A 26,571-nucleotide genomic window follows, 5' to 3' on the forward strand; every position below is an offset into this window, starting at 1 on the left:
GTAGCAACAACTCAGCCTAGAACGCGTGCGATTTCTTGCAGGCATTGGTTGCACTGCTGGCTCGGTTCTGCGCCCTCCAGCCAGATCGGCTGATGTTGGCGGCGAAACCAGGTGCGCTGGCGCTTGGCTAATTGGCGGGTGCGCTGCTCGGTGAGTGCAATCGCCTCGCTTTCGGCCAGATCCCCTGAAAGCACTAGCTTGGCCTCGCCATAGCCAATCGTTTCCAGCAGGGGTAGCTCGGCCCCAAATCGGCTGATTAGGGCCTGGGTTTCTGGCAACAGCCCCTCGCCGTAGATCGCCCTGGTGCGCTGGGCGATGCGCCCCTGGCCGTCTGCCGGATTTAGGCCCAGTTCCAGCACCCGCCAGGGCGGCGCCTGGTGGGTTTGCTGGCTGCTGAGGCTGCGGCCGGTGGCATAGATCACCTCCAGGGCCCGTTGGGTGCGTACCGCATCGGCGCCACCAATCCGGGCGGCGGCGACGGGATCGGCCTGGCAAAGCAGTTGGTGGCAGCTGGCCTGGCCCAGGATGCTGAGCTGCTGGCGCAGTTCCGGCTGGGGGGGCACCGCAGGCGGTTGGAGCCCCTGGGTCAGGCTTTTGAGATACAGGCCACTGCCGCCGGCCAGCAGGGCCATACCCCTGCGCTGCAGCTCGGCCTCGATGGCGGGGCCGGCCAGGGCTGCAAATTCCTGCAGGTTGATCGGTGCGTCTGGATCGCGCAGGTCCAGCAGCTCGTGGCGCACCAGGGCCTGCTGCTCGGGGCTGGGCTTGGCCGTGCCCACATTCATATATCGGTAGAGCTGGCGCGAATCCACGTTCAGCACCGCCAGATCCAGGGCCTGGGCCAGTTCGATGGCCAGGGCGGTCTTGCCGCTGGCGGTGGGCCCCAGCAGCACGATCACAAGTGGTGAGGTGGTCTGCACGTGTTTGCCGGTGGTAAATTGGCCATCGAAGAAGGTTCTGAAAAACCATTCCTCGCTAGTCCTGCCCCGGGATTTCGCTGTCCTGATGCCAAATCCCTGGGGAAATCTTCCTGCATGAGCGACGCCAGCAAAGTCCAAGCCGCCTATGGCGCCGAGCAGATTCAGGTGCTGGAGGGCCTGGAACCGGTCCGTAAACGGCCGGGGATGTACATCGGTACCACCGGTCCCCGCGGTCTGCACCACCTGGTCTATGAGGTGGTCGACAACTCCGTCGACGAAGCCCTAGCCGGCCATTGCGACCAAATCCTGGTGGTCCTCAACGAGGATGGATCCTGCGCAGTTACCGACAACGGCCGCGGCATCCCCACCGACATTCACCCGCGCACCGGCAAGAGCGCCCTGGAAACGGTGCTGACCGTGCTCCACGCGGGTGGCAAGTTTGGATCCGGTGGCTACAAGGTGTCCGGCGGCCTGCACGGTGTGGGCGTCTCGGTGGTCAACGCGCTTAGTGAGTGGGTGGAGGTCACGGTGCACCGCCAAGACCAGGTGCACACCCAGCGCTTCGAGCGGGGTGCACCGATCGACATCCTTAAATCCGCCCCCGGCGACAAGGGCCGCACTGGTACTTCTATTTGCTTTAAGCCCGATATCGAGATCTTCTCAGTCGGCATTGAATTTGATTACCAAACCCTCTCTTCGCGCCTCCGGGAACTCGCCTATCTCAATGGCGGTGTGCGGATCATCTTCCAGGACAATCGAGCCAGCGCCCGCGGCGCCGATGGCTCTCCCCATGAGGAGATCTATTGCTACGAGGGCGGCATCAAGGAATACGTGGCGTACATGAATGCCGAGAAGGATCCCCTCCATCCCGACATCATCTATGTGAACTCCGAAAAGGAGGGCGTGCAGGTGGAGGCCGCCCTGCAGTGGTGCGTTGATGCTTACTCCGACAGCATTCTAGGCTTTGCCAATAACATCCGCACCGTGGATGGGGGCACCCACATTGAGGGCCTCAAAACGGTGCTAACCCGCACCCTCAACACCTTTGCCAAAAAGCGCGGTAAGCGCAAGGAGGCCGATGGCAACTTGGCCGGTGAAAACATCCGCGAAGGCCTCACAGCCGTGTTGTCGGTCAAGGTTCCGGATCCGGAATTTGAGGGCCAAACCAAAACCAAGCTGGGCAACACCGAAGTGCGGGGCATTGTTGACACCCTGGTGGGTGAGGCCCTGGCCGAATACCTGGAATTCAATCCAGGCGTAATTGATTTGATCCTTGAGAAGGCCATCCAGGCTTTCAATGCTGCTGAAGCCGCCCGCCGGGCCCGGGAATTGGTGCGCCGCAAATCGGTGCTGGAGAGCTCCACCCTGCCGGGCAAGTTGGCCGATTGCAGCTCCCGCGATCCAAGCGAATCTGAGATCTATATCGTGGAGGGCGACTCCGCTGGCGGCTCCGCTAAGCAGGGCCGCGACCGTCGCTTCCAGGCGATCCTCCCCCTGCGGGGCAAGATCCTCAACATTGAGAAAACCGACGACGCCAAGATCTACAAAAACACCGAGATCCAGGCCCTAATCACTGGACTGGGCCTGGGCATTAAGGGCGAAGAATTCGATGAAAAGAGTCTTCGCTACCACCGGATCGTGATCATGACCGACGCCGACGTTGACGGCGCCCACATCCGTACCCTGATCCTTACCTTCTTCTTCCGCTACCAGCGGGCCTTGGTGGAAGGCGGCTACATCTACATCGCCTGCCCGCCGCTTTACAAGGTTGAGCGCGGTAAGAACCACACCTATTGCTACAACGAAGGCGATCTAAAAAAGACGATCGAGGGTTTTGGCGAGAAGGCCAACTACACGATCCAGCGCTTTAAGGGCCTCGGCGAAATGATGCCCAAGCAGCTCTGGGAAACCACCATGGATCCCACCACCCGCATGATGAAACGGGTGGAAATTGAAGATGCCCTCGAGGCCGACCGGATCTTCACAATCCTGATGGGCGACAAGGTGGCCCCCCGCCGCGAGTTCATCGAAACCCACAGTGCCTCGCTGGATCTCGCCCAGCTCGACATTTGAGGCCTTTGCAGCTCCGGCCCATCCCGGCATGGCGCTGGGTGGCCCTGTTGGGTTTTGCCCTGTTGGCTCCGGCTGGCTTGCCCGCAGGTGGTGCCGATCGGCGCCAACCTGAGGTGCGGCGCCGTCAATCGACGATGGAACCCCTGCTGAGCGAGGCCCCCGCCCAGCTCCTCTGTGCTCCCCGCCAGCAGGCCCCCGTCCTGGCGGCCATAGGGGCGGACGCCCCCCTGAGGGTGCTGCGGCATTGGCAGGCCCCAGGGGGTGAGCGCTGGCTACAGGTCGAGCTGGCTGATCGGGCCGGCCTGGCCCGCCGCGGCTGGTTGCCGGCTTAAGGGCCTAACCAGGCAGCTAACTAACCAGCTAGGGCAGCTTCGATCGCGGCCTTCAGTTCGGCGGAATCGGGCTCCACATTGCTCTTGTAGCGGCCCAGCACGCTGCCGTCCTTGCCGATCAGGAATTTCTCAAAGTTCCATGCCACGGCACCGGCCGGTTCGGCCTTGGTCAGGGTGGTGTAGGGCTCATCGGTCATCTCCACCTTTTCAAACAGGCTGAAGTTGGCGCCGTAGGTGGTGCTGCAGAACTGCTGGATCTCGGCCATGGTTCCCGGCTCCTGGGCGCCAAAATCGTTGCAGGGGAAGCCCAGCACCTCAAATCCCTGGGGGCCGTAGCTCTCCTGCAGGCCCTGCAGGCCGGCGTATTGGCGGGTGAAGCCGCAGCGGCTTGCCACATTCACGATCAACAACACCTTGCCGCCCCATTCACCGAGCTTGCGTTCCGCCCCTTGGGCATCACGCACCGCCACATCACTTACGGAAACAGGGTTTTGCAGGCTGCTCATCTGGGTTGGGGCAGGGGAACTGCCGCGGCTCTGGGAAAATCGACCCTAGCCACCGCTCCATAAACTCGTGCTTACGGGTGCACCAGGCTGATGAGCGAAGCAAATGGGGCCCAGGTCGCCGAGGTGGTGGCCCAGCAGCTGGAGGCCCTCCTGCAGGTGGGCAACTATGACGGGGCAAAGCTGCTGCTCCAACCGGTGCAGGAGGTCGATACGGCAGAGGCGATCGGCAGCCTGCCGCGCACCCTGCAGGCCCTGGCCTTTCGCCTGCTGCCCAAGGATGAGGCCATTGCCGTCTACGAATACCTCGAGCCCTCTGTCCAGCAGAGCCTGCTGGAACGGCTCCGGTCCGGCGAGGTGCTTGAGCTGGTCGAGGAGATGTCGCCGGATGATCGGGTGCGTCTATTTGATGAGTTGCCCGCCAAGGTGGTGCGGCGGCTGTTGGCCGAGCTGAGCCCGGCGGAGCGGCGGATTACGGCCGAGCTTTTGGGCTACCAGGCCGAAACGGCAGGTCGCTTGATGACCACCGAATTCATCGACCTCAAGGAGGTGCAAACCGCCGCCCAGGCCCTGGAGATCGTGCGCTGTAGGGCCCGTGAAACCGAAACGGTTTACAGCCTCTACGTGACCGATGCCTCCCGCCACCTCACGGGCATTCTTTCCCTGCGGGATCTGGTGGTGGCCGAACCCGACCAACGCATCGGTGCGGTGATGACCCGCGAGGTGGTGAGCGTTTCCACCGAAACCGACCAGGAGGAGGTGGCCCGGGCAATCCAGCGCTACGACTTTCTGGCGGTGCCGGTGGTGGACCGCGAGGAGCGCTTGGTGGGGATTGTCACCGTCGACGACGTGATTGACGTGATCGAGCAGGAGGCCACCCGCGACCTCTACGCCGCCGGTGCTGTGCAGGCCGGTGACGATGACGACTACTTCCAAAGCAACCTTTTTACCGTTGCCCGCCGGCGGGTGTTGTGGCTGTTGGTGTTGCTATTGGCCAATAGCGGCACCGCCGCAGTAATTGCCTCCAACGACCACGTGCTCAAGCAGGTGGTGCTTCTGGCGGCCTTCATTCCCCTGTTGATCGGCACCGGTGGCAACGTGGGCGCCCAGAGCTCCACCGTGGTGATTAGGGGCTTGAGTACCCAGCGCATCCAGGCCCTGGGCCATTGGCAGGTGATCTGGCGGGAGTCGGTGGCAGGGGCGCTGCTGGGCCTTTTGATGGTGTTGGTGGTGGTGCCCTGGGCTTTTTATGTGTCCCACAGCTGGATCGTCGCCGGCGCCGCTGGCTTCAGCCTGGTGGCCATCACCACCCTGGCGGCCACCGCCGGATCGGCCCTGCCCCTGCTCTTTGATCGGATTGGCCTTGATCCGGCCCTGATGTCGGCGCCCTTCATCGCCACGGCCACGGACGTGGCCGGGGTATTCATCTATCTGCAGACCGCCACCTGGCTTTTGAGCAAATATGCTTAAAGCCGAGGCAAGATGAGAGAGCTTCACACTTCTTTAGGTTAGGCTTCACACATCTTCAAGGGCCAGTCCAGTGGTTGTCGCCGTAGCCCCTCTAAAAGCCGATCGCCAGATGCCCCATGTCGATGGCGACCTTGTGCGCTCCTATTTGCGTGACATCGGCCGTGTGCCGTTGCTCAGCCATGAGCAGGAGATCACCCTGGGCCGCCAGGTGCAGGAGCTCATGTCGATTGAGGAGATCGAACAGGACTTGGAGCAGAAGCTTGGTGCCAAGCCCAGCCAGGACCAACTGGCTGCTGCTGCGGGCATGGAGGCTGCCCTTTTAAAGAAGCGTTTAAAGGGCGGTCGCCGGGCCAAGGAGCGGATGGTGGCTGCCAATTTGCGGCTGGTGGTGAGTGTGGCCAAGAAGTACACCAAGCGGAATATGGAATTGCTGGATCTGATCCAGGAGGGAACGATCGGCCTGGTGAGGGGAGTGGAGAAATTTGACCCCACCCGTGGCTATAAGTTTTCGACCTATGCCTACTGGTGGATCCGCCAGGGGATCACCAGGGCGATTGCTGAGAAGAGCAGAACAATCCGCCTGCCGATCCACATCACCGAAACCCTGAACAAGCTGAAAAAGGGCCAACGGGAACTGAGCCAGGAGCTGGGCCGTACCCCAACGGTGACGGAGTTGGCGAGCTACGTGGAGCTGCCTGAGGAGGAGGTGAAGGACCTGCTGTGCCGGGCGCGCCAACCGGTGAGCCTGGAAACGAAGGTGGGAGATGGCGACGACACCGAACTGCTGGATTTACTGGCGGGTGATGGTGAACTGCCAGAGGATCAACTGAACGGTGAATGCCTGAAGGGAGACCTGCGGGCGTTGCTGGAGCAACTGCCAGAGCTGCAGGGAAGGGTTTTAAAGATGCGCTATGGGATCGATACGGGCAGTGAGCTTGGTGCGGCCGGCATGAATGGCGGCATAGCGGCTGGCATAGCGGCTGGCATTGGCCTGGAAGAACCGATGAGCCTCACCGGCATTGGCCGCATCCTGGGCATTAGCCGTGATCGGGTTCGCAACCTGGAGCGTGATGGCCTGGCAGGTTTGCGTCGCCTTAGCGATGCGGTTGAGGCCTACGTAGCCAGCTGAGTCCCAATTTCCAGTGACCTATCGGCTGATCGGCGTTGGGGTGGTGCTCAATCGGGCCGGTGAGGTGCTGATCGACCAGCGCCTCGAAGGCGGCCTGCTGGGTGGGCTCTGGGAATTTCCGGGCGGCAAGCAGGAGCCTGGAGAAGCAATCCCTGAGACGATTCGCCGGGAGCTGTCCGAAGAGCTGGCGATCGAGGTGGCGGTGGGCGCCCAACTGATCGTGGTGGAGCACGCCTACGGCCCAAAGAAGCTGCGCTTTGTGGTTCACCTGTGCACCTGGCTCAGCGGTGAGCCCCAGCCCCTGGCATCCCAACAGGTGCGCTGGGTGCGGCCTGAGCAGCTTGGCGATTACCCCTTCCCAGCAGCCAACGCCCAGATAATTGAGGCCCTGCTTTTAGTTAGGGGTAATTAAAAAGGGGTAATTAATTCCGCCACCCGGCCCGCTTCTGGATCATTGGCGTCGGCCAGGCTGAGCTGGATCCTCCAGCAAGCCTGGGGCAGGCGGCTGAGCCGTCCGGGCCACTCCACCGCCAGCAGGGCCCCAAGGGCCAGGGCCTCCTCCTCTTCCTGGGCAAAGAGTTCGTCGGCGGCGGCGGCCTGCTCCAGCCGGTAGAGATCCAGGTGCACCAGGGCGCCACCGCCATCGGGCGCCAGGTAGTGCTGGGCGAGGGCAAAGGTCGGGCTGGTGATCGGCTCCTCGATGCCCAAACCCACCGCCAGACCCTGCACCAGGCAGGTTTTGCCGGCTCCAAGATCGCCAAACAGCAGCAGTAGGGCTCCAGCGGGCAGCAGCTGGGCCAGCTCGGCCCCCAGGGCCTGGGTTGCCGCCGCATTGGCCAGGTGGCGCTTCAGGGAATCCAGCTCGCGCTAGCCGCTATTCACCAAGTTAGATTGGCCTTAAGCGAGCCCGAAGCCTCGGCGTCTCTGCAGATATTTCCCACTCCTCCCAGCCGGGAGAGAGTTGATCCCCCCTAAAAAAAACCATGGTGGCTTCCCCCACTGCTCCTGCCCTGCAGAGCACCAGTACCTATGTGATCGCCGACCTTGGCCTGGCCGATTTCGGCCGCAAGGAGATGGCAATTGCCGAAACCGAGATGCCTGGCCTGATGGCCCTGCGCTCCAAATACGGCGCCAGCCAACCCCTCAAGGGCGCCCGCATCGCGGGTTCCCTGCACATGACGATCCAGACCGCCGTTCTGATCGAGACCCTCACGGTTCTCGGTGCTGAGGTGCGCTGGGCCAGCTGCAACATCTTCTCCACCCAGGACCACGCCGCCGCCGCGATTGCGGCCGCCAACGTTCCGGTGTTCGCCTACAAGGGTGAAACCCTTGATGAGTACTGGGCCTTCACCCACCGCATCCTCGAGTGGGGCGATGGCGGCACGCCCAACATGATCCTCGACGACGGCGGCGATGCCACTGGCCTGGTGGTGCTTGGCACCAAGGCTGAAAAGGATCCTTCCGTTCTCAACAACCCCTCCAACGAAGAGGAGACCGCCCTCTTCAACAGCATTCGCCAGAAGCTGGCTGCCCAGCCCGGCTTCTATTCCCGCATCTACGCCAACATCCAGGGCGTCACCGAGGAGACCACCACTGGTGTGGCACGTCTCTATCAAATGCAGAAGAGCGGCGAACTGCCTTTCCCCGCTATCAACGTCAACGATTCAGTCACTAAGAGCAAGTTCGACAACCTCTACGGCTGCCGTGAGTCGCTGGTGGATTCGATCAAGCGCGCCACCGATGTGATGGTGGCGGGCAAGGTGGCCCTGGTGATGGGCTACGGCGACGTGGGCAAGGGTTCGGCCCAGTCGCTGCGGGGCCTTGGCGCCACCGTGATGATTGCCGAGATCGATCCGATCTGCGCCCTGCAGGCGGCGATGGAGGGCTACCGGGTGGTGCGCCTCGACGACGTGGTGGGTGATGTCGACATCTTTGTGACCGCCACCGGCAACTTCAAGGTGATCAAGCACGAGCACCTGATCCAGATGAAGGATCAGGCGATCGTTTGCAACATCGGCCACTTCGACAACGAGATCGATGTGGCTTCGCTCAAGCAGTACCCCTGGGACAACATCAAGCCCCAGGTGGACCACATCGTGCTGCCCAGCGGCAACAAGATCATCCTGCTGGCCGAGGGCCGGCTGGTGAACCTGGGTTGCGCCACCGGCCACCCCAGCTTCGTGATGAGCGCCTCCTTCACCAACCAGGTGTTGGCCCAGATCGAGCTGTTCACCAAGGGCGACCAATACGCCAAGGAGGTCTACGTGCTGCCCAAGCAGCTCGATGAGATGGTGGCTCGCCTCCACCTCGAGAAGATCGGCGCCAAGCTCACCGAGCTCAGCTCCGAGCAGGCCGCCTACATCAACGTGCCGGTGGCCGGTCCCTACAAACTGGACCACTACCGCTACTGAGCAATCCCATGCTTCATGACCTCAATGGCTTTGTGGGGCAACTGGTGACCCAATGGGGTTACCTGGGAATCATTGCGGCGATGGTGCTTGAGAACGTGATCCCTCCGATTCCATCGGAGCTGATCATGCCCCTGGCTGGCTTTTATGTGGGCCAGGGGCACCTCAATTTTGTGGGTGTGGTGCTAGCAGGTCTACTTGGCACGGTGCTTGGGACCTTGCCCTGGTATGGCATTGGCCGGCTGGTGAATGAGGAACGCCTCAAACAATGGACAGCCCGCCATGGTCGCTGGGTGGGCCTGTCTGTGGAGGATCTTGATAAATCCCGCGTCTGGTTCAAGAACCACGGTGCTGCGGTGGTGTTTTGGGGACGGCTGATTCCAGCTATCCGCACCCTGATTTCTGTGCCAGCGGGTGTTGAGCTGATGCCCTTTGGCCCCTTTTTGTTTTGGACCACGGCCGGCAGTCTGGTCTGGAACTTGGCCCTGACAACTGCCGGCTGGGCCCTGGGCCGCAACTGGCAACAGGTGCTCCTGGCGATCAAGCCTGTGGAGGGCTTGGTAAATAAGCTGATTGCTTTGGCGATTCTGGCTGTGGTGGCCTGGCTGGGGCTGCGCCTTTGGAAACAGCGCAACTCCAGCACCTAACTGGTTCAGAAGGGCACTTCTTCTTCGCTGGGCTCACCGCCCCCAAAGCCACCGGCATTGCCGTCGCTGCCGCCGCCTGCTTCGGCATCGCGCTTGGAGCCCAGCAGTTCGAGCCGATCAACCCGAATCACGGGTTTGGTGCGCTCTTCGCCGCTGGCCCGATCGGTCCAGCGGTCGAGCTTGAAGCTGCCGATGATCCCCACCAGGGAGCCCTTGCGGACATAGTCCGCGGCTACCTGGGCCTGCTTGCCCCAGACCTCCAGGTTGAACCAGTCCGGTTCGTCGTTGGCGCTGCGGCGGTTCACCGCAAGGGTGAGGTTGGCGACCATGCTTCCCGATTCGAAGTAGCGCACTTCGGGGTCGCGGCCTGCTCGGCCCACGAGGGTGATGGAATTGACGCCCATGGCGTTGTCTCCTGTTCGATTGACTTAATGATGCGGCACCCGGTTAGGGAGCCACGCAACATCAGTTCCACCCTTAAGCCCGGCTGTACCACCGCCGTATGATTTAGGGCTACAGACCAGGTTTTCTGTGTTTTTCCGTCGTTTCCAGTTCTCGCGCGATATCGGTATCGACCTGGGAACGGCCAACACCCTGATGTACGTGTCAGGGAAGGGGATTGTTCTGCAGGAGCCCTCAGTGGTGGCCTTGGATCTGGAGCGCGGCGTGCCCTTGGCCGTGGGCAACGAGGCCAAGTTGATGCTGGGCCGCACTCCGGGCAATATCCGGGCCATTCGGCCCCTGCGCGATGGCGTCATCGCCGACTTCGATGCGGCCGAGCAGATGATTAAGGCCTTTATCCAGAAGGGCAACGAGGGCCGCGGCATCGTCGCCCCCCGCTTGGTGATTGGCATCCCCAGTGGGGTCACCGGCGTCGAGCGTCGTGCCGTGCGTGAAGCAGGCCTGGCTGGTGCCCGCGAGGTGCACCTGATCGATGAGCCCGTGGCGGCAGCCATTGGGGCGGGCCTGCCCGTCACCGAGCCCGTCGGCACCATGATTGTGGACATCGGCGGCGGAACCACTGAAGTGGCTGTGCTCAGCCTGGGTGGCACGGTGATGAGTGAGTCGGTGCGGGTTGCCGGCGATGAGCTCAGTGATGCCATTGGCGTCTATCTCAAGAAGGTCCACAACCTGGTAGTGGGCGAGCGCACTGCAGAAGACATCAAGATCCGGATCGGTTCCGCTTTCCGCGACGACGCCCACGACAACACCTCCATGGATGTGAGGGGCCTGCACCTGCTTTCGGGCCTACCCCGCACCATCAACGTGCGCGCCGGAGACATCCGGGAGGCCATGGCCGAGCCCCTCAACGTGATCGTCGAAGCGGTGAAACGGACCCTGGAGCGCACCCCACCCGAGTTGGCCGCCGACATCGTGGATCGCGGCATCATGCTGGCGGGCGGTGGTGCCCTCGTTCGCGGCATCAGCGACCTGATCAGCCACGAGACCGGGATCCTCACCCATGTGGCGGAAGACCCCCTCCTTTGCGTCGTCAATGGTTGCGGCATGGTCCTAGAGGACTACGTCCGGCTGCAGAGGGTGCTCGATACCCCTGACTTCGCCCGCCATTCCACCTGAATTTGATGCCGGCCGGCCGCAGGCTTCGCCTTCCGCCCCTGCGGCAGATCCGCCAGGCCTGGCCTTGGGCGGTGTTGTTGCTGGCCTTGGTGGGGATTCGGCTCAGCAAGGGGGCCGGGATTTTGGATGCCTATGCCCTGCTCAGTCGCCCCTTTTGGCCAGGAACGGCCCAGGGTGAATGGGTGAGGCAGGCCCAGCGCCTCGAGGACCAGGGCCAGCTGCAACAGCTCAAGGCCGACAACGACCGGCTGAGGGCAGTTCTTCAGTTGCGATCCTCAGCAAATGGCTCCCTCGAGGCCCCGGTGATTTCCAGGGATAGCGGTGGCTGGTGGCAGCAACTGCTAATCGGCCAAGGCTCCCTGAAGGGTGTGAGCCCCGGCGATTCGGTGCTGGCGCCCGGGGGCCTGGTGGGCCGTGTGGCCAGCGTGACCCCCACCACCTCCAGCGTCACCCTGCTCACCGATCGCCGTAGCCATGTGGGCGTCTGGGTGCCCCGCACCCGCCAACAGGGTTTGCTGGTGGGGGTGGGCAGCGGCCGGTCCGTGCTGCACTTTGTGGAGAAGGATCCGGGCGTGAGGCCCGGTGATCTGGTGTTCACCTCCCCGGCCAGCAGCCTGGTGCCCCCCAACATCGCCGTTGGCGTAGTCCAAACGGTAAACGGCCTGGCATCTCCGGCGCCAGAGGCGATTGTGCAGTTGGCGGTGCGCTCCGATGCCCTCGATTGGGTCAAGGTGCTGGTGGGTGAGCGATGACTGGCTGGGGCCGGATCGCCCAGGGGCCTGGCTGGTGGCTGGCCACGGCCCTGGTGGTGCCCTTTCTCAGCCTGGCCTCGCCCTGGCTGCTGAAGCTGGGGGGTGTGGCCCCGGCCTGGTCGGTGCTGTGGTTGTTGCCTTGGGCCCTGGTTGGCGGACCGCTGGCGGGGGCCTTGGCGGGCCTGGGTTTGGCCCTGCTGCTTGATGGCCTGCACTTGGGCTTCAGCAGCCAGGTGCCGGCGCTGCTACTCCTGGGCTGGTGGTGGGGTCGCTTGGGCAGTAAGGGCTTGCCAATTGAGCGCAGTTTCAGCCTGGGTCTGTTGGCCCTGCTGGGCAGTTTGCTGTTGGGTTTCAGCGTGCTGGTTCAGGAGCTGGTGGCCTTCTGCTGGGCCGGCCAACCCCCTGGCCAGCTTTTCAGTCAGGCTTTCCACCAGACCACCTACACCTGGTTTGCCCAAACCCTGCTTACGGCCCTACTGGCCCCGCCTTTGTGCTCCCTGCAGCTGCTGTTCTGGCGCCGCAAGAGCCTGGGTGGGCGCCGTTCACCCTTACCTAAGCAATGAATCAGCAAGTGCAACGTCTCAGTAGGCGCCAATTAATGGCCCTGCTGGCCGGCGGCTCGGCGGCAGCGGCATTGGCCAGTTGTGGCCGGGGCAAGGGTGGTAACGGGGCCGGCCCGGGAGCAGACGGGAATCGCATCTTGAATGTGTGGACCCTGGATCTGGCCCCCAAGTTCAACGGCTACATCAATGGCGTGATCCAGGCCTGGGAAAGCCAAAATCCCGGGGTGCGGGTGCGCTGGACCGATGTGCCCTGGGGCTCGGCCGAGCGCAAATTGCTGGCGGCGGTGTTTGCCCGTACTGCCCCCGATTTGGTCAACCTCAATCCCCCCTTTGCCGCCAACCTGGCCAGCAAGGGCGGCCTGTTGGATCTCATGCCCCTGCTCCCCTCCGGCGCAGCCTCCACCTATTTGCCCCAGATCTGGCAGGCGGGCCAGGCGGCTGGCGCCCAATTCGCCCTGCCCTGGTATCTCACCACCCGGATCACCATGGCCAACCGGCGCCTGCTGGAGCAGGCGGGTTTGGAGCAGCCACCTAGCCATTGGGAGCAGGTGCCGGCCTACGCCCAGGTCATGCGCAAGCGCACCGGTCGCTACGCCCTCTTCATCTCAGTGGTGCCCGACGATTCGGCCGAGCTGCTGGAAACCTTTGTGCAGATGGGGGTGCAGCTGCTGGATGGCGACCACCAAGCCGCCTTCAACAGCCCGGCAGGGCGCCAGGCCTTTGGTTTTTGGAGTGATCTCTACCGCCGCGGTTTGCTGCCCAAGGAGGTGGTCAGCCAGGGCTATCGGCGGGCGGTGGAGCTCTATCAAGCGGGGGACCTGGCCCAGGTGGCCACGGGCCCGGATTTCCTCGCCAATCTGCAAACCAATGCCCCCGGCGTTGCCGCCCATACGGCCCCCTATCCGCCGCTTTTGGGTGCCAGTGGTGACGCCAACGTGGCGATGATGAACCTGGCGGTGCCCAAGCAAAGTGCCATGGCCCCTGAAGCGATCAGCTTTGGCCTGATGCTCACCAACGCCCCCAACCAACTCGCCTTTGCCCAGCAGGCCCGGGTGTTGCCCTCAGCAGTGGCAGCCCTAGAGGAGCTCGAAAAGGATCTGGATCAGCCGGGTTCATCGGGGCCTTTGGTCCAAAAGGCGCGCCTGCTTTCTGCCCAAACCCTGCGTTACGCCAAGGTGCTGGTGCCCTCCATCCCCGGGGTGAAGCGCCTGCAGGCGATCCTCTACACCCAGTTGCAGCGGGCAATGTTGGGAGAGCTCTCCAGTGATGCGGCCCTGGCCGCGGCGGAGCACCAGTGGAATCTCTATGCCAGCGCCCGCTGGTGAATTAATTGGTGAATTAAATGGAAATCACAGCAAAGAATCGGCAGTTCGGTTCCTGAAGAAATCCTTAAATCTGCCTAGATCGCCTCTGCTGGAGAGGCTTTGGGGGATGACCGTAAGAGGGGCTGCAGGCTAATGTTGTGATTCTTAATCGCGGGTCCGACTAGATGCTCCTGGAGGAAAGGCTGAATCAGGGCCAGATTCCAGGGGCAGATGGGGGTGCTGATGCCAAGGCAACCGTGCTGGTGGTCGACGACGAGGCGGCCGTGCGCCGGGTGCTGGTGATGCGCCTGCAATTGGCTGGTTACCGGGTGGTTTGCGCAGAAGACGGCGAGGAGGCCCTCACCCTTTTCCACCAGGAGCAGCCCGATCTGGTGGTGCTCGATGTGATGTTGCCCAAGCTCGATGGCTTTGCGGTCTGTCGGCGGTTGCGGGCTGAATCCTGCGTGCCGATCATTTTTCTCTCCGCCCTCGATGCCATTGCCGAAAGGGTTTCTGGCCTCGACCTAGGCGCCGATGACTTCCTGCCCAAGCCCTTTAGCCCCAAGGAGCTGGAGGCCCGCATTGCCACGATCCTGCGCCGGGTGGGCCGGGGCTCCGCCGCCAACGAGCCCAGGGAAGTGCCTGCCGGCAGTGGTGTTTTGCGGGTTGGCGATCTGGTGGTCGACACCAACCGCCGCCAGGTGACCCGCGATGGCGAGCGCATTGCCCTCACCTATACCGAATTCAGCCTGCTAGAGCTGCTCTTTCGCGAGCCAGGCCGGGTGGTTCCCAGGGCAGAAATCCTTGAGCAGCTTTGGGGCTATCCGCCGCGCCGTGCCGCCGACCTGCGGGTCGTGGATGTTTACGTGGCCCGCCTGCGCGGCAAGCTCGAGCCCGATCCCCGCAATCCTGAGTTGATCCTCACCGTGCGTGGCACCGGCTACGCCTCCCAGCGCATGGGCGATGCGGCCCTGGCTAGCGCCGGCTGAGTGCTCCTGCAGGATGGACCCAGCTGATCGCTGCCTGCCTTGTCGGATCTGCGCGAGACCCGCCTTGAAAAAGCCGAAGCCCTATCGGCCTTGGGTCAGGGTCCCTATGCCCTGCGCTTTGAGCCCAGCCACCGCACGGCCCAGCTCCAGCAGGCCCATGCCGACTTGGCCAACGGCACCGAGCGGGATCTGGCTGTTTCCGTGGCCGGCCGAGTGATGACCCGTCGGGTGATGGGCAAGCTCGCCTTTTTCACCTTGGCCGATGAAACCGGCCCAATCCAATTATTTATTGAGAAGGCCACCCTCGAAGCCGAGATTCTGGACGATCCCGAGGCCTTTGCCCACCTCACCTCCCTGGTGGATGCGGGCGACCTAATTGGGGTGCAGGGCAGCCTGCGGCGCACCGATCGGGGCGAGCTCTCGGTGAAGGTGAAGGGCTGGACCATGCTCAGCAAGAGCCTCCAGCCCCTGCCGGATAAGTGGCATGGCCTGGCCGATGTGGAGAAGCGCTATCGCCAGCGCTATCTAGACCTGATCGTTTCACCCCATACCCGGGAAACCTTCCGGCGCCGGGCCCAGGCGGTGAGTGCCATGCGCCGCTGGCTTGACGATCGCGATTTCCTGGAGATCGAAACGCCGGTGCTGCAAAGCGTGCCGGGCGGTGCCGATGCCCGGCCCTTTGAAACGCACCACAACGCCCTCGACCTGCCACTCACCCTGCGGATTGCCACCGAGTTGCACCTCAAGAGGCTGGTGGTGGGAGGTTTTGAGCGGGTCTATGAGCTCGGCCGGATCTTCCGCAATGAGGGGGTGAGCACTCGCCACAACCCCGAATTCACTTCCGTGGAGGTCTACCAGGCCTACGCCGACTACACCGACATGATGGAGCTCACCGAGCAGCTGCTGGCCCACGTCTGCCTACAGGTGTGCGGCAGCACCCAGATCACCTACCAGGGCACGGAGATCGATCTGGCTCCGCCCTGGCGGCGGGCCACGATGCACCAGCTTGTCGAGGACGCCACTGGCCTTGATTTCACCCAGTTCGGCAGCCGCGATCAAGCAGCAGCAGCGATGGGGGCCCAGGGGTTGGAGGTGCCGGCCTTGGCTGATTCGGTGGGACGGCTGTTGGTGGAGGCCTTTGAGCAGAAGGTGGAAGCGGATCTGATCCAGCCCACCTTCGTGATCGATTATCCGGTGGAAAACTCCCCCCTTGCCCGCGCCCACCGCAGTAAGCCCGGGATGGTGGAGCGTTTTGAGTTGTTCATCGTGGGCCGCGAGACCGCCAATGCATTTAGCGAGTTGATTGATCCGGTGGATCAGCGCCAGCGGTTGGAGTCCCAGCAGGCCCGCAGGGCAGCCGGTGACCTGGAGGCCCAGGGGGTAGACGAGGACTTCATCCAGGCCCTGGAGGTGGGGATGCCCCCCACCGGCGGCCTGGGCATTGGCATTGATCGGCTGGTGATGCTGCTCACCGACAGCCCCTCCATTCGCGATGTGATTGCCTTCCCGCTGTTGCGGCCGGGCGCAGTGGGATAATGATCCTTAATAGGACATGTCCCACCACGGGAACCTCTAACCAATGAGCGGTGAGCGCGTCGGTTTTCGCTTCAAACACGCTGATGCGGTGGTGAAGCGCAACCCCCAGGGTCGCTCGCGGCGCGGCTGGGTGATGGAGCCGGTGGAGCAAACCACCAGCCGCGGCACCAAGATGCCCGCCTATCGGATTCGCTGGCGAGACAGTGAACGCCCCGAGATTGTGCTCCAGCACATGCTGATCGCCGATCCCGATCCCACCCCTCCCCCTGAAGGCGTCAGCCTGGTGCCCCCAGCACCCAAGAAATAGGGTTTAGGCGCTTTCCGGGGCGCGGGTGATCAGGGGCGCTTCGATTTCCTCCAGTAGGGGCGTAATCGCGGCCTCCCTGGAGCGAAGCAGCAACTGGGTCAGGCGGGCGATGGCCCCTTCGCCGAGGTCCTGTTCGCTGATTCGATCAAAGGCTTCTCGGTAGAGATCCTCGAGCTCGTCAATCAAGCCTTCGCGCACCTGGCGCATGGCCGCCCGCTGCTCTTCCCTGCCCATTCCTAGCTCCGTGCTGCCTCAGCAGAGTCTGCCCGCAATGGCGGGGTCTGCTTGCACCAGCAGGTGCAACGACAAATCCCCCTGGGGATCACTCCAGCTTTGGCTGCAGCTCCAGCCTGCGGCCGCGGCCAGGGCCCTAAAGGCCTCGGGGTCGTATTTGAAGCTGTATTCGGTGATCAATTCCTCGCCGGCGCCGAAGCTCCAGACCTGGCCCGCCAGTTGCACCGATTGCTCCTTTGCACTCACCAGGGCCATGGCGATCCGGCTGTGCTCCGCCTCCCAGCGGGCCCGATAGCTAAATAATTGGGGATCAAAATTGCCGGCCAGGTCGCGGTTGAGTCGCACCAACAGGTTTTTGGCAAAGGCCGCCGATACCCCTGCCGCATCGTTGTAGGCCGCTTCGAGCCGCTCCACGGCCTTGGGTTGGTCGATGCCGATCAACAGTTTCCCCCCGGGGCCCAGCAGCTTGGAGAGCTGGCAAAGCAGGGCCTGGGCATCCGTTGGGGTGAAATTGCCGAGGGAGCTGCCTGGGTAGAAACCCAGCCGGGCTTGGCCCTCCAGCAGGGGATGGGCCGGCAGTTGGTCCAGCTGGCTGTAGTCGCAGCAGATACCCAGCACGGGCACCTGGGGGAAGTGCTGGCGCAATTCGACGCAGGCGTTTGCTAGGTGCTTGGCGCTGATGTCGAGGGGTACGTAGGCGGGCGGTTTGAGCGACCTGAGCAGGGGGCCGACTTTGCGGGCGCTGCCGGCGCCAAATTCCACCAACACCCCCGGGCCCAGGGCCTGGGCTAGGGCAGGGGCATGGCGCTCGAGCAGGGCTGTTTCGGTGCGGGTCAGGCCGTATTCCGGCTGCTCACAGATCGCCTCAAACAGCCTGGAACCCTCGGCGTCGTAGAGCAGCCAGGCTGGCAGCTGCTTGGGTCGTTTGGCCATGCCCAGGCTGACCAGCCGAGCCACGTCGGCCGGTTGGGGGTGCAGGTCGATCAGCATGCAATTGGCAGGGCCCTGTTCAGGTGTCTTTGGCGAGCCGCAGGCCGGAGGCCATCCAGCGGCATGCAGGAGGGTAGTAGTTGCGGTAGCTGGGCCGGGCATGGCCGGGCGGTGTGAGGAAGGAACTACCCCTAAGCACCATCTGCGAACTCATGAATTTGCCGTTGTATTCCCCGACGGCCCCTGCTGCCGGAGCAAAGCCCGGGTAAGGGCGGTAGGGGCTGGCGGTCCATTGCCAGAGCAGTCCATTTGCCTGGGGAAGCTCTGCCTGGGCCAGTGGCGATTGGGCTTGGCTAGCTGCCACCTCCCACTCGGCCTCCGTTGGTAGGCGTGCCCCGGCCCAGCGGGCGTAGGCATCGGCCTCAAACCAGCTGAGGTGGCGCACCGGTGCCTGGGCTTGCCGTGCCTGGCGACCACCCAAGCTGAATTCCCACTCCCCGCGCCAGTAGCGGGGTGCCTGCCACTGTTGCTGCTGCGCCCTGGCCCAGCCCTCGCTCATCCACAGCTCGGGCCGTTCGTAGCCCCCGTCGGCGATGAAGCTGGCGTACTCGCCATTGGTAACCAGCCGACTGGCCAGGGCAAAGGGCTCCAGCCACTGGCGGTGCCGGGGGGTTTCGTTGTCGAAATGGAAAGCTTCGCTGTCTTTGCCGATGCTCGCCAAACCACCATGGCCGATGCTCACCAAGCCGCCGGGATGGTTTAGCCATGGGCCAGGCTCCGGGCCCCAGTCCTGTTGGTAAAAGCTTTCGTAATGGCTTTCGTAGGCGCCTCCGTAGGCGGGCTCGAGCGGGTTGCGGCTGAACCCATCGAGCAGGTCTGTTAGCAGCAGTTCCTGGTGTTGCTGCTCGTGTTGCAGGCCCAATTCCAGTAGCTGCAGCCAGCGGACTGCCTCTGGAGTGCTGGGCTCGGCCAGGGCAGCATCCAAAACGGCCTCCAGGGCCCGATCCACCCGCTTACGCCAGGCCAAAACCCCATCGATTGGCGGGCGGGTCAATAGACCGCGCTCCGGCCTGGGGTGGCGGGCGCCAACGCTGTCGTAGTAGCTGTTGAACAGGAATCCCCAGCGGGGATCGGCCGCCTCAAATGCCGCCAACGCCCCCCTGAAATGGGCCTTAAAACAGGCTGCCTCCAGCAGGAAGGTTTCAAAAAACCAGGTGGTATGGCCCAGGTGCCATTTGGGTGGGCTGGCATCCGCCATCCCCTGCAGGCAGAGATCCTCCGGGCCGAGGGGGGCGATCAGCGCCACGCTGTGGTGGCGCACCATTTGCAGGCGAGCCAGCAGCTCTTGGGGGGCCGTGCTGGTGCCCGTCGCCACAGCCATCAATCCCCTACCAAAGGCCCGACCTTAGGGAGCTTGCCTACGATCGCGCCACAGCCAGATTGTTTGATGCAGGCCAGCGCCATGGGCGAAAGCGCTTCCGGAATTACCAATGGTTTTGTGGGCGCGGTTGGCGATACCCCGCTGATTCGGCTGCATGGGCCCAGTGAGCTCACCGGTTGCACGATTTTGGGCAAGGCCGAATTCATGAACCCCGGCGGTTCGGTGAAGGATCGGGCGGCCCTGGGGATCCTGTTGGAGGCCGAGCAGGAGGGGCTGCTGAAGCCGGGGGGCACGATCGTGGAGGGCACGGCTGGCAACACCGGCATTGGCCTCACCCACCTCTGCAATGCCAGGGGCTACAGGGCCCTGATCGTGATCCCCGAGACCCAGTCGGCCGAGAAGATCGGCCTGTTGCGCAGCCTCGGTGCCGAGGTGCGCACGGTGCCCGCAGTGCCCTACCGGGACCCCAACAACTACGTAAAACTCTCCGGCCGCATTGCCGAGGAAACCCCCGGTGCAGTTTGGGCAAACCAGTTCGACAACCTGGCCAACCGCCGCGCCCACTACAACAGCACCGGCCCGGAGATTTGGCGGCAAACCGGTGGCGGCGTCGATGCCTGGGTGGCCGCCACCGGCACCGGCGGCACCTATGCCGGGGTGGCCCTCTACCTGAAGGAGCAGAACCCCAAGGTGCGCTGCGTCCTGGCCGATCCCCATGGCAGCGGCCTCTATGGCTGGGCAAAGTCTGGCGACCTCAGCATTTCGGGAAGTTCGATCACCGAGGGGATTGGCAACAGCCGGGTCACCGCCAACCTGGAGGGTGCCCCGATCGACGACGCCGTGCGCATCGACGACCAATCCGCCCTCGACACCATCTACGGCTTGCTCTGGCAGGAGGGGCTGTTTTTGGGGGGCTCGGTGGGCATCAATGTGGCCGCGGCCGTAGAAACGGCCAGGCGCCTGGGTCCTGGCCACACGATCGTGACCGTGCTCTGCGACAGCGGTGATCGCTACCGCTCCCGCCTCTACGACGGCGACTGGCTGGCGGGCATGGGACTGCGCCAACCCCAAAGGTTTGGGCTGGAGGCGGGCTGATGGATTTGTCTGTGGAGATGTTGACGGGCCAGTTGATCGCCGAGCGCTACCGGCTTGAGCAGTGCCTCAGCGACGGGGTGCAGGGCAGGCTGTGGCGCGCCACCGACACCCTTGCTGGTGATTCCCCCGTGGCCCTGCGCCAACTTGGGGCCAACCAGGATCGGGGCCAGGCCCTGCAGCTGTGGAGTCGGCTGCAGGGGTTGCTCCATCCCCAGGTGCCCCGGCTGGGGGCTGCCATAACTGCTGGAGACCAGCTCTGGTTGGTGCGCGAATGGCAGGAGGGCCGTACCTATCAGCAGTTGCTTGAGGCCCGATCCGAGCGCCAGTTGGTGTTTGGTGCCGGCGAGGTTTTATTGCTGCTGCGCCAGCTCCTGCCCGTTTTGACCGTGCTCCATGGCCAGGAGCTGGTGCATGGCGATCTCTGCCCGGCCAATTTGCTGCGCCGCGACCGCGATGGCCTGCCGGTGCTGCTGGATTTCGGGCTGGTTTGCGGCCTGGCCTGCGTTACGCCCGGCTACGGGCCGCCGGAATTGGCCCGGGGCTGCAGTCCGGAGCCCTGGATGGATCTCCACGCCCTGGGGGTGATCAGCTTGGTGTTGCTCAGTGGCGAGGCTCCGGCCCAGCTGCTCGATCCCCTCAGCCTGGAGTGGCGCTGGCCCGGCACCTTGAAGGAGAGCCCGGAGCTCCAGCCCCTGTTGGCGCGCCTGTTGAGCCGGGATCCTGGCGAGCGTTTTGGCTCTGCTGCCCAGGCCCTGGCGGCCTTCCAAACCCTGCCGATGCCCGAGAGCACTGGTCCGGTGCCCCGGGCCGATCGCACGGTGGTTTTGGTGCCACCGGTTGCGGTGCAACCCGAAGCCAGCACCCCTGCGCCTGAACCGGCACCAGCAGCACCGCCAGAACCGGCTCCCTCTCCAGAGCCTGCTTCGGCACCAGCCCCCAGCCGCAGATCCAGCCGCAACCAGAGCCGCAGCGAAGAGCGGGAGAGGGCCGCCGAGGGTGGGGTTTGGCCGGTGATTATCGCCCTGGTGATCTCAGCGATCGTGGGCACGGCCCTCGGTTGGCTGTGGTTGAGCCGCGGCAAGTTTTCCCTGCCCCTCCCCCAAACGGGCCTGCAGCTGCCCCGCAGCCTGCCCTCGGCGGAGGTGGACCAGCGCCAGCAATTGCTCAACCGCCTACGGGCACTCCAGGTCGACCGGGCCTGGTTCCTCAAATTGGTGGATGCCGGTTTGCTGGCCCAATTCCCCGAGCGGGGTGGCCGTTTGCCCAGCGACTCCCTCGACGACGCCCCCCTGCGCAAGGTTTGGAACGAGCTGGCAGAGGAGTGGTTGGCGCGGGTGGAGCAGTTGCCCCTCGCCATTCGCCAGCGGCTTGGCACCTATAGCGAAGGCGATTGGCAGCGGCGCCAAAGCTCCCTGCTCAGCCAGGGCCTTAGTTCGGCGGTGCTGCGCCAGCTGGTTTCCGGCAGTGCCCAAAACCTGTTACCGGGGCGCCCCGGCGAAGACATTCCCCCAGAACCCTTCCGGCAGCTCTGGTTTGCGGCGGCTGAGCAGAGCCTTGCCAACGTGCAGATCGAGGCGATTCAGGCCCAGCCCCTGGAAACCCGGGTTCTCTCGGCCCAGGTGGATGCGGGTGGAGCACGCCTGTTCCCCGTGCGACTGCCGGCCGGTTACCGGTTGGTGTTGGGGGTAAATGGGTCCCCATTGATGCAGATGAGTGTCTTTGGCGCCGAAGGCAACTTGCTGGAGGCCAAGGGTCCGCTGCGGGTGGTGAGCCTGGGCGCCCAATCCCGCTCTCCGGTGCAGCTGCTCGTTACCAATGAGGGGGTGGCACCTGGGCTGATCACCCTTTCTTTGCGGGCCGATCCGCCAGCCCCCCGGATCCAGCCAGTGGCGCCCGTAACGCCTGAGGTGTTGCCACCGATCAACGAACCACCACCAGTGGCACCACCAGCAGCACCGCCGGGTTAAAGCCTGGCGATTGCCTGCTTTGCGTCCTTGATGTCCTGTTTGTGGCGCTCCTCATTGCGCTTGTCGTGCAGTTTTCGGCCCTTGCCCAGGCCGATGGTGGCCTTGATCCAGGAACCTTTCAGGTGCAGGTTTAGGGGGATCAGGGTCAGGCCCTTTTGATCGAGGGCAATGCGCAGCTTGTCGATTTCCTTGCGGTGGGCCAGCAGCTTGCGCACCCTCAGGGGTTCGTGGTTGAAGAAGGCGCCAGCTTGGCTGTGGGGGGAGATGTGCACGTTGTGCAGTTGCAGCTCGCCCTTACGGATCAGGCAAAAGCCGTCGCGGAGGTTGGCGCTGCCGGCCCGAATTGATTTCACCTCGGTGCCCAGCAACTCCAGGCCGCATTCCACGGTTTCGAGGATCTCGTATTGGTGGCGCGCGAACCGGTTGTCGGAAAGCAATTTGTTGGCGGCATCGCGCAGGGCCTTAGCGCTTTTTTTGCCTCCCCCCTTTGCCATTGCTGCTTCCTAAGCGTCCCCTTGCACTTCCGACCCTAGGGAGCCCCCGTTACCCTCGCTAGATGGCGATCGTTTCCTCCACCGCCGGCCGGGAGCCGGCCAAGCCGACGCCGCGGCTGGTGGATCCGAATCCGACTCCAGGGGCTTCAGAAGAAAATCCAGGGGCAAATCCGGAGTTGATTCAGCGGGAGGACGGCCTGCGCCCCAAGCGCTTTGCCGACTACATCGGCCAGGCCGAGTTGAAGCAGGTATTGGCCATCGCGATTGAGGCCACCCGCAGCCGTGAAGAGGCCCTAGACCATGTTTTGCTCTATGGCCCCCCCGGCCTGGGCAAAACCACCATGGCCCTGGTGCTCGCCGAGGAGTTGGGGGTCCGTTGCCGCATAACCAGTGCCCCGGCCCTGGAGCGCCCCCGCGACATCGTGGGTCTGCTGGTCAATTTGCAGCCCCGGGAGCTGCTGTTTATCGACGAAATCCACCGGCTTAACAGGGTGGCTGAGGAAATCCTCTACCCCGCGATGGAGGATTTCCGCCTCGATCTAACCGTGGGCAAGGGCACCACGGCCCGCACCCGCAGCCTGCCCCTGGCCCCCTTCACCCTGGTGGGCGCCACCACCCGGGCGGGTTCCTTGAGTTCGCCCCTCAGGGATCGTTTTGGCCTGATCCAGCGGCTGGAGTTCTACGGACTTGACGACCTGCAGGCGATCGTGCAACGGGCAGCCGGAATTTTGGAGTTGCAGCTGGAGCAGGAGGCAGCCCTGGAGGTGGCCCGCCGTTGCCGCGGCACCCCCCGCATCGCCAATCGCCTGCTTAGGCGGGTGCGGGACGTGGCCTCCGTGCGCGGCCATCAGCAGATTGGCCAGGCCCTGGTGGATGAGGCCCTGAGCCTGCACCGGGTCGATGGGCGGGGCCTGGATGCCAGCGATCGGCGCCTACTCACCCTGGTGCTTGAGGGCTATGGCGGCGGACCGGTGGGCCTCGACACCCTGGCGGCGGGCCTTGGGGAAGACGCCTCCACCCTGGAGGCGGTGGTGGAGCCCTACCTGCTCCAATTGGGCTTTTTGCAGCGCACTCCCCGGGGCCGGATCGTCACCCCCGCGGGCCGGGCGCACCTGGGCTGGGCGGCGGCGTGATTCCTTCCCTTTTGGCGATGCTTCTAGCGGTGCAGCTGGCGACCCAGCTGGCCCTCCCCCAGCTCTTTGACCAGGCCCTGGCAGCCAGCCGCGAGGGCAGCTTTGCCGATGCCCTGGCGCTCTGGGACCAGGTGATCGAGGTGGCCCCCAGGGATGCGGCGGCCTGGAGCAACCGGGGCAATGTGCAGCTCGCCCTGGGGGACCCCGAGGCCGCAATTGCCGACCAAACCGAGGCTATTGGGCTGGAGCCCGAAAGCCCCGACCCCCACCTCAACCGGGGCACCGCCGAGGAGGCCCTGGGCCAGTGGCAGGCGGCAGAAGCCGATTACCGCTGGATTTTGGCCCTGCCGCCAGAACAAGCCGGCGAAGTGCGGGCCTCTGCCCTCTACAACCTCGGCAACGTCCAGGGTTCCCTGGGCGATTGGCCAGCGGCCCGGGATGCCTTCCAGGCGGCGGCAGATGAGCGACCCGGTTTTGCCATGGCCCGCTCCAGCCTCGCCCTGGCCACCTTTCAATTGGGGGAGCTGGATTCGGCCGAAAGGGAGCTTCGCAATCTGATCCGCCGCTATCCCCTGTTTGCCGATGCTCGCGCTGCCCTGACGGCCCTGCTCTGGCAAAAGGGTGCCTTTGGAGAGGCGGAGAGCAACTGGGCCGCGGCCTCGGGCCTCGATCCCCGCTATCGCCAGGGAGAATGGTTACTGCAGACCCGGCGCTGGCCCCCTAAACCGGTGCAGGCCCTTGGCCATTTCCTGGCCCTGGAGGCGTGATGAACGGATTGGCAACTCCCGTACTGGAAAAGCTTGGCCTTGAGGCGAGCCTCCAGGAGGCTTTGCCGGATTTGATCCAGCTGCGCCGCCATCTCCACCGCCACCCCGAACTCAGTGGCCATGAGCAGCAAACCGCGGCCCTGGTGGCCGGCGAGTTGCGGCGCTGGGGCTGGCAGGTCCAGGAAGGGGTGGGCCGCACGGGGGTGGTGGCGGAACTGGGGCCGAGCGGCGAAGGGGTTCCTTTGGTGGCCCTGCGGGTCGACATGGATGCCCTGCCTATTGAGGAGCGCAGTGGCTTGGATTACGCCTCCATCCACCAGGGCCTGATGCATGCCTGTGGCCACGACCTACACACGGTGGTGGGCCTGGGAGTGGCCCAGCTCCTGGCGGACCTGGACCAACGCCAGCTCGGCCAGCTCGGCGCCAGGGTGCGGCTGCTGTTTCAACCGGCCGAGGAAACGGCCCAGGGGGCCAGCTGGATGCGCGATGCCGGGGCGATGGATGGGGTGGACGCCCTATTTGGCGTGCATGTCTTTCCGAGTTTGGCGGTGGGTACGGTTGGGGTGCGCAGCGGCAGCTTGACCGCGGCGGCGGGTGAATTGGAGGTGGAGGTGATCGGCGAGGGCGGCCATGGCGCCAGACCCCACCAATCCACCGATGCGATTTGGATTGCGGCCCGGGTGGTGAGTGGTTTGCAGGAGGCGATCAGTCGCCGCCTGGATGCCCTGCAACCCGTGGTGGTGAGCTTTGGCCGCATTGAGGGCGGCAAGGCCTTCAATGTGATTGCCGACCACGTGCGCCTGTTGGGCACGGTGCGCTGCCTCGACACCGAGCTCCATGCCCAGCTACCGGCCTGGATTGAGGACACGGTCCAGGCCCTTTGCCAAGGCCATGGCGGCCAGGCCCGGGTGCGCTATCGCTGCATTTCGCCGCCGGTGCACAACGATCCCGAGCTCACCCAGTTGGTGGCTGCCGCAGCCACTGAGGTGCTGGGGGCCAGCCAGGTGCAGTGGCTGGATCAACCCTCTTTGGGGGCCGAGGATTTTGCCCACCTGCTCGAGGGCACCCGCGGCACGATGTTTCGCCTGGGGGTGGCCGGCCCCCAGGGCTGCACCCCCTTACACAGCAACACCTTTGCCCCCGACGAGGCTGCCATTGCCGTGGGCATCAGGGTGCTCACTGCCAGCCTGTTGCGTTGGATGGCCGGGTCCAGCCAACCAGCGCCGGAGCCAGCGCCATGAAGCAACGCCCCCTGCTCCAGGGCCTGCTGGCCCTCTCCTCGCCCCTGTTGATTGCCCTGGCGGTTGTGGTGCTGCTGCAGCGCCAGGGGGTCGACAAACTCCAGGCGCTGCCGGCCCTTTTGATTGGCTCCGGCCTTTTGATCAGCAGTGGGGTGCACCGCCGCCGCTGGCGCCGCGAGTTGCTGCTCGCCCTCCGCCAGGATGAAGACAAGCAGGAACCCCATGGCGAATCCCTCCCCTGATCTCGATGCCCTGCGGGACGCCATTGGTTCCGGCGACCCCAGTCGAGCGATGCCCGCTTTGGTTGGTCTGCGAACCCTGCCCGAGGCCCAGGCCATTCCCCTGCTGCTGTTGGGGCTGGAGCAGCAGGAGTTCATGGTGCGCTCCCTGAGCTGTGCGGGCCTGGGCGTGAAGCAGAGCGAGGTTGGCTGGCTGGCCCTGGTGCGGGCCCTCCAGCATGACGATGACGCCAATGTGCGCGCCGAGGCGGCCAATTCCCTGGTGAGCCATTCCCTGGAGCGCTCCTGGCCCCTGGTGCGGGATGTGTTTGCCGCCGACGAGCAGTGGCTGGTGCGCTGCAGCATCCTTTCGGCCCTGGCGGAGCAGCCCGGGATTGAGGCCGCCTGGCTGTTTGAGCTGGCCGAAATGGCCATCGCCGATGGCGATGGCACCGTGCGAGTGGGGGGCACCGAGATCCTTGGCCGCTTGGTGCGCGACAACGGCCATGGCGAGGCCCGTCTGGCCCTGCAAGCGATGCAAAGCGATTCCGACCACAGGGTGGTGGCGGCGGCCCTCAACGGATTGCAGGCCTAGGCGGC

General features: G+C 64.3%; 28 protein-coding genes and 1 pseudogene. 21 read left to right on the top strand and 8 right to left on the bottom strand.

The genetic code is table 11. From position 1 onward, the window contains the following. Positions 1 to 11: 11 nt before the first annotated feature. On the bottom strand, positions 12 to 920 hold the full coding sequence (miaA, locus tag KBY49_RS08980; protein WP_254934446.1) for a tRNA (adenosine(37)-N6)-dimethylallyltransferase MiaA: 909 nt from the start codon (positions 918 to 920) through the stop codon (positions 12 to 14). A 114-nt stretch (positions 921 to 1,034) separates the two neighbouring features. Between miaA and gyrB the strand changes: the two genes are divergently transcribed. Beyond that, positions 1,035 to 2,993, top strand: coding sequence for a DNA topoisomerase (ATP-hydrolyzing) subunit B (gene gyrB / locus KBY49_RS08985; protein ID WP_254934447.1), 1,959 nt, complete (start codon positions 1,035 to 1,037; stop codon positions 2,991 to 2,993). Positions 2,994 to 2,998: 5 nt separating this feature from the next. Then, positions 2,999 to 3,325: an SH3 domain-containing protein gene (locus tag KBY49_RS08990; RefSeq protein WP_254934448.1), complete on the top strand. Its 327-nt coding sequence runs from the start codon at positions 2,999 to 3,001 to the stop codon at positions 3,323 to 3,325. A gap of 20 nt (positions 3,326 to 3,345) precedes the next feature. Here KBY49_RS08990 and KBY49_RS08995 read toward each other — a convergent pair whose 3' ends face one another. Beyond that, positions 3,346 to 3,831, bottom strand: coding sequence for a glutathione peroxidase (locus KBY49_RS08995; RefSeq protein ID WP_254934449.1), 486 nt, complete (start codon positions 3,829 to 3,831; stop codon positions 3,346 to 3,348). 90 nt (positions 3,832 to 3,921) lie between these two features. Here KBY49_RS08995 and mgtE point away from each other — a divergent pair, with 90 nt between their 5' ends. From mgtE to mutT, 3 genes and pseudogenes are all read left to right on the top strand, one after another. Next, the gene (gene mgtE, locus KBY49_RS09000) at positions 3,922 to 5,298 is read left to right on the top strand and encodes a magnesium transporter (protein ID WP_254934450.1); all 1,377 of its coding nucleotides are present in this window, start codon (positions 3,922 to 3,924) and stop codon (positions 5,296 to 5,298) included. A gap of 109 nt (positions 5,299 to 5,407) precedes the next feature. Next, positions 5,408 to 6,427 carry an RpoD/SigA family RNA polymerase sigma factor gene (locus tag KBY49_RS09005; RefSeq protein WP_254934647.1) on the top strand — a complete coding sequence of 340 codons (1,020 nt, stop codon included), beginning with the start codon at positions 5,408 to 5,410 and terminating at the stop codon, positions 6,425 to 6,427. 25 nt (positions 6,428 to 6,452) lie between these two features. Then, a pseudogene (mutT, locus tag KBY49_RS09010) lies at positions 6,453 to 6,839 on the top strand (8-oxo-dGTP diphosphatase MutT); the annotation flags it as partial. Here the strand turns inward: mutT and tsaE are convergent. Beyond that, positions 6,836 to 7,288 (bottom strand): tRNA (adenosine(37)-N6)-threonylcarbamoyltransferase complex ATPase subunit type 1 TsaE, encoded by a 453-nt coding sequence (gene tsaE, locus KBY49_RS09015; RefSeq protein ID WP_315857021.1) that lies wholly within the window; start codon positions 7,286 to 7,288, stop codon positions 6,836 to 6,838. The pseudogene mutT and the gene tsaE sit on opposite strands and share 4 nt — an antisense overlap. Before the next feature lie 122 nt (positions 7,289 to 7,410). Here tsaE and ahcY point away from each other — a divergent pair, with 122 nt between their 5' ends. Both ahcY and KBY49_RS09025 read left to right on the top strand, forming a co-directional pair. Further along, positions 7,411 to 8,838, top strand: a complete 1,428-nt coding sequence (gene ahcY, locus KBY49_RS09020; protein WP_254934451.1) for an adenosylhomocysteinase — start codon at positions 7,411 to 7,413, stop codon at positions 8,836 to 8,838. Positions 8,839 to 8,846: 8 nt separating this feature from the next. Continuing rightward, positions 8,847 to 9,482 carry a DedA family protein gene (locus tag KBY49_RS09025; protein WP_254934452.1) on the top strand — a complete coding sequence of 212 codons (636 nt, stop codon included), beginning with the start codon at positions 8,847 to 8,849 and terminating at the stop codon, positions 9,480 to 9,482. Between the two features lie 5 nt (positions 9,483 to 9,487). Here the strand turns inward: KBY49_RS09025 and KBY49_RS09030 are convergent, their stop codons facing one another. Next, complete coding sequence (locus KBY49_RS09030; RefSeq protein ID WP_254934453.1) at positions 9,488 to 9,886, bottom strand: single-stranded DNA-binding protein; 399 nt, start codon at positions 9,884 to 9,886, stop codon at positions 9,488 to 9,490. A gap of 127 nt (positions 9,887 to 10,013) precedes the next feature. Between KBY49_RS09030 and KBY49_RS09035 the strand changes: the two genes are divergently transcribed. The 7 genes from KBY49_RS09035 to KBY49_RS09065 all read left to right on the top strand — a co-directional run bounded on the left by KBY49_RS09035 (position 10,014) and on the right by KBY49_RS09065 (position 16,511). Beyond that, on the top strand, positions 10,014 to 11,060 hold the full coding sequence (locus tag KBY49_RS09035; protein WP_254934454.1) for a rod shape-determining protein: 1,047 nt from the start codon (positions 10,014 to 10,016) through the stop codon (positions 11,058 to 11,060). A 5-nt stretch (positions 11,061 to 11,065) separates the two neighbouring features. Next, the gene (gene mreC, locus KBY49_RS09040; RefSeq protein WP_254934455.1) at positions 11,066 to 11,812 is read left to right on the top strand and encodes a rod shape-determining protein MreC; all 747 of its coding nucleotides are present in this window, start codon (positions 11,066 to 11,068) and stop codon (positions 11,810 to 11,812) included. Next, the gene (locus tag KBY49_RS09045) at positions 11,809 to 12,375 is read left to right on the top strand and encodes a rod shape-determining protein MreD (RefSeq protein WP_254934456.1); all 567 of its coding nucleotides are present in this window, start codon (positions 11,809 to 11,811) and stop codon (positions 12,373 to 12,375) included. The genes mreC and KBY49_RS09045 overlap by 4 nt, the downstream gene beginning before the upstream one ends. Next, positions 12,372 to 13,700: an ABC transporter substrate-binding protein gene (locus tag KBY49_RS09050; RefSeq protein ID WP_254934457.1), complete on the top strand. Its 1,329-nt coding sequence runs from the start codon at positions 12,372 to 12,374 to the stop codon at positions 13,698 to 13,700. Before KBY49_RS09045 ends, KBY49_RS09050 begins: the two co-directional genes overlap by 4 nt. A gap of 164 nt (positions 13,701 to 13,864) precedes the next feature. Further along, positions 13,865 to 14,668 (top strand): response regulator transcription factor RpaB, encoded by an 804-nt coding sequence (gene rpaB / locus KBY49_RS09055; protein WP_254934458.1) that lies wholly within the window; start codon positions 13,865 to 13,867, stop codon positions 14,666 to 14,668. A gap of 39 nt (positions 14,669 to 14,707) precedes the next feature. Further along, positions 14,708 to 16,204: a lysine--tRNA ligase gene (gene lysS, locus KBY49_RS09060; protein WP_254934459.1), complete on the top strand. Its 1,497-nt coding sequence runs from the start codon at positions 14,708 to 14,710 to the stop codon at positions 16,202 to 16,204. A gap of 43 nt (positions 16,205 to 16,247) precedes the next feature. After that, positions 16,248 to 16,511, top strand: a complete 264-nt coding sequence (locus KBY49_RS09065; RefSeq protein WP_048016474.1) for a hypothetical protein — start codon at positions 16,248 to 16,250, stop codon at positions 16,509 to 16,511. A gap of 3 nt (positions 16,512 to 16,514) precedes the next feature. Here the strand turns inward: KBY49_RS09065 and KBY49_RS09070 are convergent, their stop codons facing one another. Genes KBY49_RS09070 through egtB form a run of 3 tightly spaced genes read right to left on the bottom strand, consistent with a single transcriptional unit; the run spans position 16,515 to position 19,056 of the window. After that, positions 16,515 to 16,745, bottom strand: a complete 231-nt coding sequence (locus KBY49_RS09070; protein WP_254934460.1) for a hercynine metabolism small protein — start codon at positions 16,743 to 16,745, stop codon at positions 16,515 to 16,517. An 18-nt stretch (positions 16,746 to 16,763) separates the two neighbouring features. Continuing rightward, positions 16,764 to 17,735, bottom strand: a complete 972-nt coding sequence (gene egtD / locus KBY49_RS09075) for an L-histidine N(alpha)-methyltransferase (RefSeq protein ID WP_254934461.1) — start codon at positions 17,733 to 17,735, stop codon at positions 16,764 to 16,766. Positions 17,736 to 17,754: 19 nt separating this feature from the next. Beyond that, positions 17,755 to 19,056 carry an ergothioneine biosynthesis protein EgtB gene (gene egtB / locus KBY49_RS09080; protein ID WP_254934462.1) on the bottom strand — a complete coding sequence of 434 codons (1,302 nt, stop codon included), beginning with the start codon at positions 19,054 to 19,056 and terminating at the stop codon, positions 17,755 to 17,757. 66 nt (positions 19,057 to 19,122) lie between these two features. Between egtB and KBY49_RS09085 the strand changes: the two genes are divergently transcribed. After that, positions 19,123 to 20,151 carry a cysteine synthase A gene (locus KBY49_RS09085; protein ID WP_254934463.1) on the top strand — a complete coding sequence of 343 codons (1,029 nt, stop codon included), beginning with the start codon at positions 19,123 to 19,125 and terminating at the stop codon, positions 20,149 to 20,151. Further along, complete coding sequence (locus KBY49_RS09090; protein WP_254934464.1) at positions 20,151 to 22,118, top strand: protein kinase domain-containing protein; 1,968 nt, start codon at positions 20,151 to 20,153, stop codon at positions 22,116 to 22,118. The genes KBY49_RS09085 and KBY49_RS09090 overlap by 1 nt, the downstream gene beginning before the upstream one ends. On the opposite strand, the gene smpB is transcribed toward KBY49_RS09090, so the two are convergent. Further along, positions 22,115 to 22,612 carry an SsrA-binding protein SmpB gene (smpB, locus tag KBY49_RS09095; RefSeq protein WP_254934465.1) on the bottom strand — a complete coding sequence of 166 codons (498 nt, stop codon included), beginning with the start codon at positions 22,610 to 22,612 and terminating at the stop codon, positions 22,115 to 22,117. The genes KBY49_RS09090 and smpB overlap by 4 nt on opposite strands. Positions 22,613 to 22,674: 62 nt before the next feature. Between smpB and ruvB the strand changes: the two genes are divergently transcribed. From ruvB to KBY49_RS09120, 5 genes are read left to right on the top strand one after another with little or no spacing between them, the layout of a single operon-like run. Further along, positions 22,675 to 23,745 (top strand): Holliday junction branch migration DNA helicase RuvB, encoded by a 1,071-nt coding sequence (gene ruvB / locus KBY49_RS09100; RefSeq protein ID WP_254934466.1) that lies wholly within the window; start codon positions 22,675 to 22,677, stop codon positions 23,743 to 23,745. 17 nt (positions 23,746 to 23,762) lie between these two features. Continuing rightward, a complete protein-coding gene (locus KBY49_RS09105) occupies positions 23,763 to 24,512 on the top strand; it encodes a tetratricopeptide repeat protein (protein WP_254934649.1) in 750 nt (249 codons plus the stop codon). Then, positions 24,512 to 25,753: an amidohydrolase gene (locus KBY49_RS09110; protein WP_254934467.1), complete on the top strand. Its 1,242-nt coding sequence runs from the start codon at positions 24,512 to 24,514 to the stop codon at positions 25,751 to 25,753. The genes KBY49_RS09105 and KBY49_RS09110 overlap by 1 nt, the downstream gene beginning before the upstream one ends. After that, a complete protein-coding gene (locus tag KBY49_RS09115; RefSeq protein WP_254934468.1) occupies positions 25,750 to 25,995 on the top strand; it encodes a DUF3188 domain-containing protein in 246 nt (81 codons plus the stop codon). Before KBY49_RS09110 ends, KBY49_RS09115 begins: the two co-directional genes overlap by 4 nt. Further along, the gene (locus KBY49_RS09120) at positions 25,976 to 26,566 is read left to right on the top strand and encodes a HEAT repeat domain-containing protein (protein WP_254934469.1); all 591 of its coding nucleotides are present in this window, start codon (positions 25,976 to 25,978) and stop codon (positions 26,564 to 26,566) included. Before KBY49_RS09115 ends, KBY49_RS09120 begins: the two co-directional genes overlap by 20 nt. Positions 26,567 to 26,571 lie beyond the last annotated feature (5 nt).

The organism is Cyanobium sp. WAJ14-Wanaka (genome assembly GCF_024345375.1).
In the GTDB taxonomy this organism is placed as follows: Bacteria; Cyanobacteriota; Cyanobacteriia; order PCC-6307; family Cyanobiaceae; genus Cyanobium_A.

Coding starts and splice junctions, on each gene's coding strand:
- gyrB (WP_254934447.1), top strand. CDS start 1,035: ATGAGCGACGCCAGCAAAGTCCAAGCCGCCTATGGCGCCGAGCAGATT.
- KBY49_RS08995 (WP_254934449.1), bottom strand. CDS start 3,831: ATGAGCAGCCTGCAAAACCCTGTTTCCGTAAGTGATGTGGCGGTGCGT.
- mgtE (WP_254934450.1), top strand. CDS start 3,922: ATGAGCGAAGCAAATGGGGCCCAGGTCGCCGAGGTGGTGGCCCAGCAG.
- KBY49_RS09005 (WP_254934647.1), top strand. CDS start 5,408: ATGCCCCATGTCGATGGCGACCTTGTGCGCTCCTATTTGCGTGACATC.
- ahcY (WP_254934451.1), top strand. CDS start 7,411: ATGGTGGCTTCCCCCACTGCTCCTGCCCTGCAGAGCACCAGTACCTAT.
- KBY49_RS09025 (WP_254934452.1), top strand. CDS start 8,847: ATGCTTCATGACCTCAATGGCTTTGTGGGGCAACTGGTGACCCAATGG.
- KBY49_RS09030 (WP_254934453.1), bottom strand. CDS start 9,886: ATGGGCGTCAATTCCATCACCCTCGTGGGCCGAGCAGGCCGCGACCCC.
- mreC (WP_254934455.1), top strand. CDS start 11,066: ATGCCGGCCGGCCGCAGGCTTCGCCTTCCGCCCCTGCGGCAGATCCGC.
- KBY49_RS09045 (WP_254934456.1), top strand. CDS start 11,809: ATGACTGGCTGGGGCCGGATCGCCCAGGGGCCTGGCTGGTGGCTGGCC.
- KBY49_RS09050 (WP_254934457.1), top strand. CDS start 12,372: ATGAATCAGCAAGTGCAACGTCTCAGTAGGCGCCAATTAATGGCCCTG.
- rpaB (WP_254934458.1), top strand. CDS start 13,865: ATGCTCCTGGAGGAAAGGCTGAATCAGGGCCAGATTCCAGGGGCAGAT.
- KBY49_RS09065 (WP_048016474.1), top strand. CDS start 16,248: ATGAGCGGTGAGCGCGTCGGTTTTCGCTTCAAACACGCTGATGCGGTG.
- KBY49_RS09070 (WP_254934460.1), bottom strand. CDS start 16,745: ATGGGCAGGGAAGAGCAGCGGGCGGCCATGCGCCAGGTGCGCGAAGGC.
- egtD (WP_254934461.1), bottom strand. CDS start 17,735: ATGCTGATCGACCTGCACCCCCAACCGGCCGACGTGGCTCGGCTGGTC.
- egtB (WP_254934462.1), bottom strand. CDS start 19,056: ATGGCTGTGGCGACGGGCACCAGCACGGCCCCCCAAGAGCTGCTGGCT.
- KBY49_RS09085 (WP_254934463.1), top strand. CDS start 19,123: ATGCAGGCCAGCGCCATGGGCGAAAGCGCTTCCGGAATTACCAATGGT.
- KBY49_RS09090 (WP_254934464.1), top strand. CDS start 20,151: ATGGATTTGTCTGTGGAGATGTTGACGGGCCAGTTGATCGCCGAGCGC.
- smpB (WP_254934465.1), bottom strand. CDS start 22,612: ATGGCAAAGGGGGGAGGCAAAAAAAGCGCTAAGGCCCTGCGCGATGCC.
- ruvB (WP_254934466.1), top strand. CDS start 22,675: ATGGCGATCGTTTCCTCCACCGCCGGCCGGGAGCCGGCCAAGCCGACG.
- KBY49_RS09105 (WP_254934649.1), top strand. CDS start 23,763: ATGCTTCTAGCGGTGCAGCTGGCGACCCAGCTGGCCCTCCCCCAGCTC.
- KBY49_RS09110 (WP_254934467.1), top strand. CDS start 24,512: ATGAACGGATTGGCAACTCCCGTACTGGAAAAGCTTGGCCTTGAGGCG.
- KBY49_RS09115 (WP_254934468.1), top strand. CDS start 25,750: ATGAAGCAACGCCCCCTGCTCCAGGGCCTGCTGGCCCTCTCCTCGCCC.
- KBY49_RS09120 (WP_254934469.1), top strand. CDS start 25,976: ATGGCGAATCCCTCCCCTGATCTCGATGCCCTGCGGGACGCCATTGGT.